Origin of the sequence: Fictibacillus sp. 18YEL24 (assembly GCF_015903855.1) — a bacterium.
Classification (GTDB): domain Bacteria; phylum Bacillota; class Bacilli; order Bacillales; family Fictibacillaceae; genus Fictibacillus; species Fictibacillus phosphorivorans_C.
The window spans coordinates 636,459-649,170 of record NZ_JACZDT010000002.1; the positions used below are offsets into that span (position 1 = coordinate 636,459).

Below are 12,712 nucleotides of genomic sequence, written 5' to 3' on the forward strand. Positions count from 1 at the left end.
TAAAAAAAGCCTCAGGTCGTAAATGACCAAAGGCTTTAGAGCGTATTTGAAGATTTTATATTATTTTAATAGGAGTTTAGTATTCTTCGTTGTTTGAATCATTTGAACTAGAATCGTTTTGATAATTGGAATCTGAGTTTTCAATTTCTAGTATTTTTTTTAGCTCTGAACTAATTTCATCAATCGATTCGTCTCTTGGAATTTCATAAGATACTCCGCCGATTGTTTCAGGATAAGTCTCTAACTGTAAGGAATCAAACTCTTTATTTTTTATGGTTTTATAAAAGTTTCGCATTGCAAACATTTCTTTCATCGTAACGTTTGTCTTTACATTGTTACCAAGTTGATCGATGACATTATCTGCTTTTGTGAACGAGCTGACAGAGAGTGCTTTGTCCATGATTGCTCGAATCGCTTCACTTTCACGCTCATTACGTCCGATGTCACCACGTGGATCTTGTTTACGCATACGAACAAAAGCAAGAGCTTCTTCACCATTTAAGTCCATTTCGCCTTCTTTAAAGTAAATCATTCGTTTAAAGGAAGGTTGTTTGAAATCAAATGGCACATTAACTGTAATGCCGCCAAGTTCATCTACAATATCTTCAAAACCATTAAAGTTTGTTGATACAAAATAATCAATCGGAACATCAAGTAATTCTTCTGTAGCTTCCATAACAGCTTTTTCTCTAGCTTCTTTATCACCATATGCATAAGAGTGATTGATTTTATCTTTTCTATCCACAGCAGGAATATAAGTACGTGTATCACGTGGAATATTGACCATCGCTGCTTCTTTTGTTGTTGGATTGATCGTAATAAGCTTTACTACATCGGCTCGACCCACATCGTTTTCTTGATAATTTTCAATACCTACTAGTAAAATCGTTACTGGATCTTTCCCGAGCTTTACATCATCTATACGAAGATCAGATTTGCTGTCACCAAGCTCAACAAAGCTTTTATCTGCATTTGCCTTAATTTTGTATGCTAAATACCCACCGTAACCAGCGGCACTTAAAACGAATAAAAGGGTAACAACTAGTACGAAACGCATAAATCGACGAAATGGGCTTTTCTTACGTTTTCTTCTTCTTACCCTTGTGTTTTTCATTTGATTCATAAAAATGTAAACTCCCTTTAGTCCAATAGTATTGGAAGTATTAATCGTTGATAACTCTTTCATAATAGCTTATGAGACAAAAATAGACAATTGTCTAAAAAACGACAATATAGCTTTCGGGGAAAAATATTATTTGGTGGGTATACTTTAGGATTTCACATCTTTCTCCAAATACTCCTCCTCACCAAAAACAATCTCACTTTGTGCGTTCGAAAGGTCGATGATCCACTCTTTGAAAGTTTCTTTTTCTTTTATCGGTACATACATCTGAATCTCCACTTTTTCCATGTAGTTCATTTCTTTGATGGGGTATGCAGAGTTGCGCAGTTCGTTCTCCATTTTACCAAGAAGTGTGTAATCCACAGTGATATGAATGATCTGTTGAAGTTGACGTTCTACAACGCCAATATGGTTGAGGCCTTCTGATACAGACTTGCCGTAGGCACGAATGAGTCCTCCAGCACCTAATTTGATTCCACCGAAGTATCGTGTGACAACAGCAACTGTGTCTTTCAATCCCCGTTTTTTGAGTACTTCTAACATTGGAACACCTGCAGTACCACTCGGTTCTCCGTCATCGTTCGCTTTTTGAATATTGTCCGTTTCTCCGATTAAGTATGCCGAACAGTTATGTGTGGCGCTGTTATGTTTCTTTTTAATTTTTTGAATGAATTCAATCGCTTCTTCCTCTGTTGCAGCCCGTGCGATATGAGCGATAAAACGAGATTTTTCAATCACGATCTCGTGCTGACCTTCGTTTTTTACGGCAAGATAATTGGCAAGCATATGGCTTAAAACTCCTTTGAGTAGTGAATATTATGAATTTCATGTCAAATTTGTCGAATAATCTTCATGTTTCAAGTCTATCGTGTTATCCTTCATTATAAGGTGATTATAAAAACCATTCAAATTCTTTAAAATTTTTTAGCAAGAAAAGTCATAAAATTCCACATCCTGGCGAATGTAGTATATTAGAAGGATTAATGTCTTCGCGATATGATTCGTCTAAGTGGGTAGTAAGTCCTGCATATAAATTAGGCAAGATGGTTCTAGAACTTCCGGGTACACTTCTTTATCGTTTTAATTGGGGGAAATTTACATGACTGCAGCTAAGTTAACGATAGATCCACATTTGTTGGACGGAATATTAAATCAGACCATCGATACGGTTACGGCAAGTCAATCACAAATCTTTGAGATCAGTGAGCATTCTCGTCAAGAGTTTCAGCAGTTGCGTCGTGAACTTGAGATAGTTAAGCAGCAGGTCATTGAGGTCATTCATAAGTCTGATCGAACTGAGGAATATGCAAAGCTAGCACGAACTCGACTGGCAGAAGTGAGCAAGCATTTTCAAAGGTACAGCGAATCTGATATTCGTGATGCGTATGAGAATGCCAATAAGTATCAAATCGAACTGTCCATTATCCGGCAAACTGAGAAACAACTTCGAGAAAAAAGAGATGAACTCGAACGGAGAATCGGTGCACTGAACGAAACCGTTCAAAAAGCGGAGTCTTTGGCAGGTCAGATTTCTGTTGTTTTGAATTATCTTAACGGTGATCTAAGAAAAATTAACGAACTTGTCCAAAACGCTCAACAGAAGCAAGAGTTTGGACTTCAGATTATAGAAGCCCAAGAAGAAGAGCGTAAACGAGTATCGCGTGAAATTCATGACGGGCCGGCTCAATTGATGGCAAATGTGCTTATTCGCTCAGAACTTTTAGAGAAAATCTTTATAGAAAAAGGAACTGATGCGGCTCGTGTTGAAATAAAAGATTTACGGGTCATGGTTCGAAACTCCTTGAAAGAGGTACGTAGAATCATTTATGACTTGCGACCGATGGCTCTAGATGATCTTGGTATCGTTCCTACCTTAGACAAATATTTGCGAAATGTGAAAGAAAGTACAGGTATAGAGGTTGAACTTCATGCTCTTGGTCAGACCCGGCGGTTTCCGAATAAGATGGAGATTGCGATTTTTCGTTTGATTCAAGAATCCGTAAGCAATGCCGTGAAGCACTCTGAAGCGAAACTGATTGAGGTTAAACTTGAGTTTACTCAAAAGTTTATTTCTTTATATATCCGAGATGATGGCAAAGGGTTCGATTTGGCAAAGCCAGCAAAATCAAATTCCTTTGGCATGATGGGGATGAGAGAGCGGGTTGAACTGCTCGAAGGAACTTTAAAAGTGAAATCCCGCATAAACTTCGGTACAAGTGTTTACATTCAAATTCCCATTCAAGACTAGGAGGGTTCACACATGAATAATGTTAATGTGTACGAAAATAACGCCTCAGCACCTGAGAAAACAAGAATAGCGATTATCGATGACCACCGTTTGTTCCGTGAAGGGGTAAAACGTATTCTAGATATGGAAGATCAATTCTCTGTTGTTGCTGAAGGTGATGATGGCTCAGAAGCGGAAAACATCGTCCGCGACCATAATCCGGATGTGGTGTTGATGGATATTAACATGCCAAACATCAACGGTGTTGAAGCAACGCGCCGTTTGGTCGAGAAGTCTCCTGATACGAAGGTGATTATCCTTTCGATCCATGATGATGAGACGTATGTGTCTCATGCGGTTCAAACAGGTGCATCTGGTTACCTCCTAAAAGAGATGGATGCTGATTCTTTGATTGAAGCGGTTCGCGTAGTTGCGGATGGTGGAGCGTATCTTCACCCGAAGATTACGTATAACCTTTTGAATGAGTTTCGTCGATTATCAACAACGAGTAAAACACAGCAGAGCAAAGCTGGTTTTGTTGAAGTTGAATATCGTAAGCCGCTTCACATCTTAACGCGTCGTGAGTGTGAGGTTCTTCAGTTGTTGGCGGATGGACGCAGCAACCGTACGATTGGGGAAGAGCTTTATATTAGTGAGAAGACGGTTAAGAACCATGTGAGTAATATTCTTCAGAAGATGAATGTGAATGACCGTACGCAGGCTGTTGTTGAGGCGATCAAGAATGGTTGGGTAAAGGTGCGTTGATTTATTTAGGAGAAAAGACCTTCGATTTTGAAGGTCTTTTTTGTTTAGTTTTTTTGGAGCGAGTGGGATGGTGCGGGGATGTATTTGTGAATCGTTGTGGGTGGTTTTTAGAGTTTTCAAGATGCTTTGCAAGTGGTTGATTTCCGCTCCAGGTTGCTCGCTTTCCGCGGGGCAGGCGGTGAGCCACATTCGTACGTTTCACGTATAAGTGTCTCACCTGCCCACCTGTCCCGCAGGAGTCTTGCACCTTGCGCTCCAATCAACTTTCAGAGAGGAATTAAAATAAAATCCTTCTCGTTTATTTACTTCGAGTTAAGAAAAACCAAATCAACTCAAGCTCATTTCGAGAACCTTTTCTTCTGATGGAACGGTTATTGGGAATTCTAGTGAGACTTTTGTTCCGTAGCCTTCTTTTGATTCGATCCTCATCTTTCCTCCGTGGTTCTGGACGATTTGGTAACAGATTAAGAGGCCAAGTCCAGGGTTGCCTTCTTTTGTTGTATAGAACGGCTGTCCGAGCTTTGGTAGGAGGTGCTCGGGGATGCCGGGTCCATCATCTTGAATGGCGATAGTGATATTTTCTTTCGTTTGTTTAAGCTGAAGCGAAATGGTTCCCCATGAAGGTGTCGCTTCTAACGCATTTTTTACGATATTTAATATGAGTTGTGCTATTAGATTTTCTTCGCATTTTAAAAGAACAGGTTGTTCTGGCAGCTCGAGGTTTAGTGAGATGGTTTCAAAGTCTGTTTCTTCTTCTATAAATTTAAGCGAGCGTTTGATGACTTCGTTTAAGTCGTGGTTACTTTTCAAAATCATATGTGGTCGAGCAAGTATCATAAGCTGGCTGATAATAAAGTTTATTCGATCTGTTTCTCGTAACATGATGCCTAAGAAATGGTGCGTTTCTTTTGTTGTGTTTTGAGACTGAAACAATTGCGCGAACCCTTTTATAGAGGTTAGAGGGTTCCGAATCTCATGCGCAAGACCCGCCGCAAGTTCTCCGACATAAGCGAGCGTGTTTGCTCTTTGTTTAAAGTTTTGAGCTTCATTGATGGCGGTCATGTCTTTTGCGATTCCGATTACAGCGGTCATATCACTTCGTATTGAATAAGGGATGCTCGTAATATCTAGCTCTATTTCGTGTCCTTCTTTATGAATGATGGTAAGTGGATGTTTGATTGTTTCGCCTTCAATCACTCTATCTAAGTAATCCAGTGAATTTGAGATTTCATTTTCTTTTAAAAGGTTTGTATACGGCATATCGTGCAGCTCATCTAATGAATAGCCAGTGATCAGTACAAGTGAAAAATTTACTTTTATAAAATTCAAATCTGGACCGATTACAAAAACGCCTTCAGGATTCAATTCGAATAGTGAGTTGTACCGGTGCTCAGATTCAAGCAGTTGAAATTGATGTTCTACGAGTCTCTTTTGATTTCGCTGTTCTAGAATGTATAGAATCAATACGACGGTTGTTGCACCAAATACTAGTAAAGTAGCGGTCATGTTGATGTTGTTGATTGGAAAACTGCTATGCCAATCGAAAGTAGGGGTTCCAGCCATTAAGCCCATTTCACCGATATAGTGCATAAGACTAACACCTAGTGTGAATGAAAGACTTGCTGAGACTTTTCTTGCTGAAAAACTTGTTTTAGTGAGTATATAAAAGCCGAGCCATGAAAAAAAATAGGCTGAAGAAATGGAAAGTAAGATAAACATGAAATTGGGTTCCATCGGCATATGCAAGTGCATAGAAAACAACCCAATCACATGAACAGACACTAAACCGATGCTAAATAAACTAACGGGTACAAAGAGTTTATTCTGCGGTCTTCCAGAGGTAAAATGTAAGAACGATATATAAGAGAAGAAAATACCTGCAGCAAGTGCTGCGGTAACAACTAAAAAATTGTAGTTTACACGAACGGGACTTTGGATGGATAACATTCCCATGTAGTGAGTTGCCCAAACTGCGATGCCCATTGTAACAGAACCTATTAGTAAGAATTGTTGCTGCGATTTTTGCTCTTCTGTACGCCGATTGACCCAATCGAGTGAGATTAAAGCGAACAGAAAGCAAACGAATAGAGAGAGTATTACGATATATAGATTATGATCCAATGGTCCTAGCCCTCCTTTAAAACATGTCTCACATTCTAATTTCTTCCATATCCGACAAATTCCTTCTTCATTCGAAAAAAACTTTTAAAAAGATTAATAATTCGTGTGCTTAATAATGAACACCGGTGTAGAAAACGGTATGGACATAATTTTAAATGGTTAAAAAGCAAGTAATTAAGATGATTTTGAAGGAATTTTAACTGATGTTGATACCAAAAAATAGATTAAAATCTTGAGAAACATGTGCTTCACAAGCTTAAATTAAGCAAATGACCTATGCAGAATCACTTTATATTGTAAGGTGCTTTCTCGTAATGCAGAAAACAGGTAAAAAGCACATAAAGGATAGTTGAAGAAAAAAGAGAATACTTAGTGTAAGTAAATTTGAATTTAGTGAATTACTTTTTCTGATGGTGTACACTGTTAGAGGAGAAAAAAACAAGATTTTTGGCATAAGAGAGGACTAAAATTATGAGCAAGGTAGCCGTCATTACAGACAGTACTTCCTACATACCCGAACATATTCGCAACGAAAAAAATATTGTAATGATTTCGCTCAACGTAGTTTTTGACAAAGAAACATACAAAGAAGAAGCTGAAATAAAAGCAGACGATTTTTACGACATGGTTGGTAAAGAAGGAGCCCTTCCTAAAACGTCCCAGCCCGCAATCGGCGAGCTTGTGGAACTATTAGAAGAGCTATCTAAGAACTATGATGAAGCAGTGATGATTACATTATCGAGTGGCATAAGTGGAACCTATCAAAGTGCAGTAGCTGCCGGCGAAATGGTTGAAGGAATAAAGCTTCATGTTTTTGATTCTGAGATCAGCTGTTCACCTCAAGCCTTTTATGTGTTGAAAGCTGCTGAGCTCGCGAGTGAAGGTTTCAACGGTTATGACATTATGAATCATTTGCTGCAGATGAAGAACAACGGAGTACCAGCTTACTTCATGGTTGATGATTTAAATCATCTTCACCGCGGAGGTCGTTTGAACACCGCACAACTCTTTGTAGGAAATCTACTTCAGATTAAACCAATTCTTCACTTTGAAGACAAAAAAATTGTTCCGTTTGAAAAAGTACGTACGAAGAAAAAAGCAATAAAACGTATTTTTGACATCATGGATGAGAATGTGCAACCGAATGATAAAGTAAAAATCAGTGTGATTCATGCTAAGCGTGAAGATGAAGCGGTTGAGATCGCTGATGAGCTGCGTGAAAAATTTGCTAACGCAGACGTCTGGGTTAGCTACTTCGGACCCGTCATCGGCACGCACTTAGGTGAAGGCTCACTCGGCATTACGTGGATAAAAGAATAATCATTGGAGAGATGAAAATGAAATCTCTAAAACAGGGGGAGACAACACGATGAGGTTTGTCTCCCTTTTTTTTAACGACCGTTTAACAATAACCCCTGAAACCCTTGTTAACGATTCCTCTTTAAAAGCTGTCCCTTTTGGTGAACTTCCAATGGTAGAACAACCTCCTTTAAACCCAACATTTCAGTATGATGAGAAACTTCAACAAATCCTCTATGGTAAGCAATTTCTATTAGACGAATTAGCTATTACAGTAGACCAAATTCAAAAGCATTATGAGAACGGTTATGTGAAATATTCCACTGGTATTAGTAAAACTTCTTACGGTCATGTATGTAGGCGATGTGGAAATGAGAAGAGTCGTTTGTTTGCCGTGTTTTCTTGTTTTCGCTGTAAGAGTGATAACTGTGTGTACTGTCGGAACTGTATCATGATGGGAAGAGTGAGCCAGTGTACTCCATTGGTGACGTGGAATGGACCTGAAGTGAAGTGGTCACATGAAAACAATCTGCATTGGAAAGGGGAGTTGTCGAGTGGTCAACAACTAGCATCTAAAGAATTTGTGGAGCGAATCGGCAGTGAGGGTGAACTTTTGATTTGGGCTGTTTGCGGTGCGGGGAAGACTGAAGTTCTTTTTAAAGGAATTGAAAAAGCATTAAACCAGGGGCTTCGAGTTTGTATAGCGACTCCTCGAACGGATGTTGTACTAGAGTTAGCTCCTCGCTTAAAAGCGGTTTTTCCAAATACCTTGGTTGCGAGTTATTATGGTGGATCAGAAGAACGTGAAACACCAGCACAGCTCGTCATCTCAACCACACATCAGCTGTACCGATTTAAACAAGCGTTTAACATCATAATCGTCGATGAAGTCGATGCTTTTCCTTATTCCTATGATAAAACTCTTCAGCATGCGGTGTCTCATGCCGTTACACCAAAACACTTTCTTCTTTATTTATCTGCGACTCCTTCTAGAACAATGAAAAAAGCACTGATTAACGGGAGATTACAATGCGTGAAAATTCCAAAGCGGTTTCATGGATTTCCACTACCTGTTCCAAAAATGGTTTGGAATGGTGAGTGGAAGAAGAGATTAGAAAGAGGAAAACTACCTGCTCCATTTCTTAAGTGGTTGAAAGCTCAAGCGGATAGTGGACGACGAGCCATGATATTTGTCTCTTCCGTATCCGTTTTAGAAAAACTGACAGAACTTATAAAAAAGATTGTCGATGTACCAGTAGATAGTGTCCATGCAGAAGATCCACTTCGAAAAGAAAAAGTGAGTCAGTTTAGGAATGAAGATATAATGGTATTAGTCACAACAACCATTTTAGAGCGTGGAGTCACCGTACCCTTTTTAGATGTAGCCGTTTTTGGTGCTGATCACGATGTGTTCACAGAAAGTGCGCTCGTTCAAATTGCAGGAAGAGCGGGGAGAAGTAAAGATGATCATAACGGTGAGGTTATTCTTTTTCATTACGGTAAATTGTTCAGCATGATACAAGCCATCAATCATATAAAGAGCATGAATAAGGAGGCTGGAATTTGAGTTATTGCTTATACTGTCATGAATCTTATTCTGAGGCCTGGTCATGGGAGGCGTTAATGGGCTTGAAGCAATCACCAATATTGTGCCAGGACTGTGAAGTGAAAATAGTAAGGGTTAAAGGTGAGATTTGTAGAATATGCGGTCGTGACTTTTCAATATTTCCCGAGCAATATCGACAGGGTGATTGTTGTTTTGACTGCATTCGCTGGGAGGAAAAAAAGGATTGGAAAGGTATTCTACAGCAAAATCGGTCACTTTATGTCTATAACGACTATATGAAAGAAATCATAGCTAAGCTGAAATATCGTGGAGATGCTGAAATTGTTAAAGCCTTTTATCCGTTGCTAAGCTCTGAGTTCAAAAAGATTTACCGTGATGCAATCCTTATTCCCATTCCATTAAGTGAGGAGCGACATTATGAAAGAGGATTTAATCAGGCTGAAATTTTGGCAAGAGGAATGAAAAAGCCAGTAGAACACCTTTTAAAGAGAAAAACACACGAAGAGAAACAAAGTAAGAAAACACGTGAGGAACGGTTATCTCAAAAAGAGAATCCATTTGAGGTTGTAGACTCTAATAAAGTAAAAGGTCAGAAAATTATTCTAGTGGATGATGTATACACAACAGGAAGTACATTACGTTATGCGGCGAAAGTCCTGATTGAAGCTGGAGCAAAAGAAGCTTCATCTATCACCTTAGCGCGATAAATAAAACGAAGGACCTGTTAAAACTCGCTCACTCAAATCCGATATATATAGAAGATAGAAGTGTTAAGGAGCGGGAAGCGATATGGACAATTTGATGAACTGTCCGCAGTGCGGCAAACTTTTTGTGAAGTACATTCGTGAGCAGTGTGATGTGTGCTTTCGAGAAGAAGAACAGGATTATGATCATGTATACCGATATCTTAGAAAAAGCGAGAATCGTAAAGCGACGCTAGTGGAAGTAAGTGAAGCAACCAAGGTCTCAGAAAGTAAGATCATCTATTTCATACATCAAGGAAGAATTCGTGTTAAAGGATACCCGAATTTTACGTATCCATGTGATGGATGTCAGGCGCCAATCAATGATGGCCGTTTATGTGAAGAATGTAAAGCTCGTATCAAATCAGAGCTCTCGATTGAAGACTTGATCAGAAGAAAACAAGAAGAAGCATTACCTTCTTACCATACAGATGACAATTAACCTAATTTCTTATCATCACTTAAAGAATTTTATAATTTAGCCGATACATTAAATAAGATTTAAGTCTCTAGATGAGGTGACTAAAAATGCGAATTAATCATTTTAACTCTATTCAAAATAACCCATACACAAAACAGGTGCCCCATATGAAGGATAATCATGTTAAGGCTACATACAAAAAAGATGAGATTCAAATTTCTGATGAAGCAAAGAAACTCTTGTCTTCCTCAAAATTTGAACAAGACCGGACGAATAAAGTGAATGAGATCAAACAACAAGTGGATAGCGGAACATATCAAGTAAATGTTTCTAAAACAGCTGCTTCCATTATTCAATACTACAAGCAGGATTAAGGAGGATCTCATGGAAACGGCACAGATGAAATCACTTCTTGAACGTTTGTTTGAATCTCACAAAGATCTTCTAACTCTCGGAGAACGTAAAACAGAAGTACTTAAATCAGGAGATATGAAGTCACTAGATGTTCTGTTAAAAGAAGAAGATCTTCAAGTGAAAAAACTTCAACAGATCGAGAAAGAAAGACTTGTTAAGTTCGCGAATGTCACGTTAGGTGATGTTTTAGAACAAGTAGAAGAACCAGAAAAAGAACGATTGTTGAATCTACAAAACAGACTGATTTATATCTATGATGCTTTAAAGAATAGAAATCAACTTAATCAGGGGTTGCTCGAGCAGTCCCTGCAATATGTGAATATGTCACTTAGTATGATGCAGCCTCACAGTGAACCTGTGACGTATAACCAGACGAAAAAAAATCCGTATCAGAATAATGCGGCATCACTTTTTGATTCAAAAGCTTAAACCTACGGAGGAATTACAATGCGCTCAACCTTTCATGGATTAGAAACAGCCCGTCGAGGAATGTTTACACAGCAAACCGCTCTTCAAACGACAGGTCACAATATAGCAAATGCGAATACTCCTGGGTATAGCCGTCAAAGAGTGAACTTTGTTCAGACTGAAGCATATCCGGCTGCGAGCATGAACCGTCCGCAGATTCCAGGACAAATGGGTACAGGAGTAGCGGCTGGATCGGTACAGCGTGTTCGCGAAGGATTTCTTGATACTCAGTTTCGAGGAGAGAATAACAAGCTCGGGTATTGGGATGCTAGAAGTGAAGCGTTAGAGAAGATGGAAGACATTATGAACGAACCATCTGATAATGGTCTAGCAAAGACGCTAGATCGTTTTTGGCAGTCACTTCAAGATCTATCCGTTAACCCTGAGGATTCTGGAGCTCGTTCTGTAGTTCGTCAGCGCGGATTAGCTGTAGCAGAGACTTTTAATTATCTATCAAACTCTTTATCTGCTATTCAAGGGGATTTGAAAACACAAGCCAATATAACTACAAAAGAAATCAATGCAATACTAAAAGATATCGACAGCATTAACAAACAGATAAGCGAAGTAGAGCCGCATGGGTATCTTCCTAATAAATTGTACGATGAGAGAGACTCATTAGTTGATCATCTTTCCACTCTCGTAAATGTTAAAGTAACCCCTATTAAAAGTGGTGGTCAATCTTCACCTATAGCGGAAGGGCAATACCAAATTGAGTTGCTGTCTTCTAACGGAAATTCTTATTCTCCTGCTGTTATGCTAGTGGATCCTAATTCTACAAATGCATTAGGGAAAGTAGATATCACTTATGACTCAACGAATACAATTGTGCAAAACGTAGTGGTTACTTCAGCTTCAGATGCTGCTACTGCATATTATATTAATGCTGAAAACCTATCAAATGGTGAGTTAAAAGGGATAATAGAGTCAAATGGTTTTGTAGACAGCCTTGGTAATGTAAAAGGTACTTATCCTGAAATGCTCGCGAGTCTGGATGAAATGGCTTTTGAGTTTGCTAGTGAATTCAATAAAGTACAACAAGACGGATGGAATCTCGAGAATATTAATGCTGGTACAAAAACTCCTGCCACAACTTACTCTTTCTTTGATGGTATAGGAGCGACTTCCGCAGGAGCTGCAAAAGGAATAACACTCCATTCTAATATGGAAGGAACCTTAGGACTTAATAGAATCGCTGCCGCGTGGGCTCCGGCTGGAGAAGTTGCGTATAGTGGTGATGGCAGTAACGCATTAAAACTTGCAGATATCAAAAATGCAAAAATCTTTTCAGGAGCCACTACTCTACAAAGTTATTATGAAGGCAAGATTGGTCAAATGGCTGTCGATGCCCAACAAGCGGTTCGTTTGACTGAAAACTCAAGTATCCTCGCAGATGCGGTTGACCAGCGACGTATTTCTGTAAGTGGAGTTTCTTTAGATGAAGAGATGACAAATATGATTCAATTTCAGCATGCATACAATGCATCAGCCCGAAATATTACAGTTATTGACGAAATGTTAGATAAAATCATTAACGGAATGGGCGTTGGCGGAAGGTAGGTTT

The 12,712-nt window shown here is 39.1% G+C and carries 12 protein-coding genes; 9 read left to right on the forward strand and 3 right to left on the reverse strand.

The features are described 5' to 3' along the window. Positions 1 to 76 precede the first annotated feature (76 nt). Entirely contained in the window at positions 77 to 1,123 is a 1,047-nt protein-coding gene (locus HU823_RS08470) for an LCP family protein (protein WP_197221812.1), read from the reverse strand. A 147-nt stretch (positions 1,124 to 1,270) separates the two neighbouring features. After that, a complete protein-coding gene (locus HU823_RS08475) occupies positions 1,271 to 1,909 on the reverse strand; it encodes a YigZ family protein (protein ID WP_197221813.1) in 639 nt (212 codons plus the stop codon). A 313-nt stretch (positions 1,910 to 2,222) separates the two neighbouring features. Between HU823_RS08475 and HU823_RS08480 the strand changes: the two genes are divergently transcribed. Together HU823_RS08480 and HU823_RS08485 are read left to right on the forward strand one after the other, a co-directional pair. Then, positions 2,223 to 3,371: a sensor histidine kinase gene (locus tag HU823_RS08480; protein ID WP_197221814.1), complete on the forward strand. Its 1,149-nt coding sequence runs from the start codon at positions 2,223 to 2,225 to the stop codon at positions 3,369 to 3,371. A gap of 12 nt (positions 3,372 to 3,383) precedes the next feature. Then, a complete protein-coding gene (locus HU823_RS08485; RefSeq protein ID WP_197221815.1) occupies positions 3,384 to 4,115 on the forward strand; it encodes a response regulator in 732 nt (243 codons plus the stop codon). 327 nt (positions 4,116 to 4,442) lie between these two features. On the opposite strand, the gene HU823_RS08490 is transcribed toward HU823_RS08485, so the two are convergent. Next, positions 4,443 to 6,236, reverse strand: a complete 1,794-nt coding sequence (locus HU823_RS08490; protein WP_197221816.1) for an ATP-binding protein — start codon at positions 6,234 to 6,236, stop codon at positions 4,443 to 4,445. 471 nt (positions 6,237 to 6,707) lie between these two features. Here HU823_RS08490 and HU823_RS08495 point away from each other — a divergent pair, with 471 nt between their 5' ends. The 7 genes from HU823_RS08495 (at position 6,708) to flgK (ending at position 12,708) form a co-directional block, all read left to right on the forward strand. Beyond that, positions 6,708 to 7,556: a DegV family protein gene (locus tag HU823_RS08495; RefSeq protein ID WP_197221817.1), complete on the forward strand. Its 849-nt coding sequence runs from the start codon at positions 6,708 to 6,710 to the stop codon at positions 7,554 to 7,556. Positions 7,557 to 7,605: 49 nt separating this feature from the next. Beyond that, a complete protein-coding gene (locus HU823_RS08500) occupies positions 7,606 to 9,102 on the forward strand; it encodes a DEAD/DEAH box helicase (protein ID WP_231607338.1) in 1,497 nt (498 codons plus the stop codon). 56 nt (positions 9,103 to 9,158) lie between these two features. Next, complete coding sequence (locus HU823_RS08505) at positions 9,159 to 9,809, forward strand: ComF family protein (protein ID WP_197221818.1); 651 nt, start codon at positions 9,159 to 9,161, stop codon at positions 9,807 to 9,809. Positions 9,810 to 9,891: 82 nt separating this feature from the next. Further along, positions 9,892 to 10,287: a TIGR03826 family flagellar region protein gene (locus tag HU823_RS08510; protein ID WP_197221819.1), complete on the forward strand. Its 396-nt coding sequence runs from the start codon at positions 9,892 to 9,894 to the stop codon at positions 10,285 to 10,287. An 86-nt stretch (positions 10,288 to 10,373) separates the two neighbouring features. Next, a complete protein-coding gene (gene flgM / locus HU823_RS08515) occupies positions 10,374 to 10,640 on the forward strand; it encodes a flagellar biosynthesis anti-sigma factor FlgM (RefSeq protein WP_197221820.1) in 267 nt (88 codons plus the stop codon). Between the two features lie 10 nt (positions 10,641 to 10,650). Beyond that, complete coding sequence (locus HU823_RS08520; protein ID WP_197221821.1) at positions 10,651 to 11,109, forward strand: flagellar protein FlgN; 459 nt, start codon at positions 10,651 to 10,653, stop codon at positions 11,107 to 11,109. 18 nt (positions 11,110 to 11,127) lie between these two features. After that, positions 11,128 to 12,708, forward strand: a complete 1,581-nt coding sequence (gene flgK, locus HU823_RS08525; protein ID WP_197221822.1) for a flagellar hook-associated protein FlgK — start codon at positions 11,128 to 11,130, stop codon at positions 12,706 to 12,708. The last annotated feature ends 4 nt before the right edge of the window (positions 12,709 to 12,712 follow it).

Coding starts and splice junctions, on each gene's coding strand:
- HU823_RS08470 (WP_197221812.1), bottom strand. CDS start 1,123: ATGAATCAAATGAAAAACACAAGGGTAAGAAGAAGAAAACGTAAGAAA.
- HU823_RS08475 (WP_197221813.1), bottom strand. CDS start 1,909: ATGCTTGCCAATTATCTTGCCGTAAAAAACGAAGGTCAGCACGAGATC.
- HU823_RS08480 (WP_197221814.1), top strand. CDS start 2,223: ATGACTGCAGCTAAGTTAACGATAGATCCACATTTGTTGGACGGAATA.
- HU823_RS08485 (WP_197221815.1), top strand. CDS start 3,384: ATGAATAATGTTAATGTGTACGAAAATAACGCCTCAGCACCTGAGAAA.
- HU823_RS08495 (WP_197221817.1), top strand. CDS start 6,708: ATGAGCAAGGTAGCCGTCATTACAGACAGTACTTCCTACATACCCGAA.
- HU823_RS08500 (WP_231607338.1), top strand. CDS start 7,606: ATGAGGTTTGTCTCCCTTTTTTTTAACGACCGTTTAACAATAACCCCT.
- HU823_RS08505 (WP_197221818.1), top strand. CDS start 9,159: ATGGGCTTGAAGCAATCACCAATATTGTGCCAGGACTGTGAAGTGAAA.
- HU823_RS08510 (WP_197221819.1), top strand. CDS start 9,892: ATGGACAATTTGATGAACTGTCCGCAGTGCGGCAAACTTTTTGTGAAG.
- flgM (WP_197221820.1), top strand. CDS start 10,374: ATGCGAATTAATCATTTTAACTCTATTCAAAATAACCCATACACAAAA.
- HU823_RS08520 (WP_197221821.1), top strand. CDS start 10,651: ATGGAAACGGCACAGATGAAATCACTTCTTGAACGTTTGTTTGAATCT.
- flgK (WP_197221822.1), top strand. CDS start 11,128: ATGCGCTCAACCTTTCATGGATTAGAAACAGCCCGTCGAGGAATGTTT.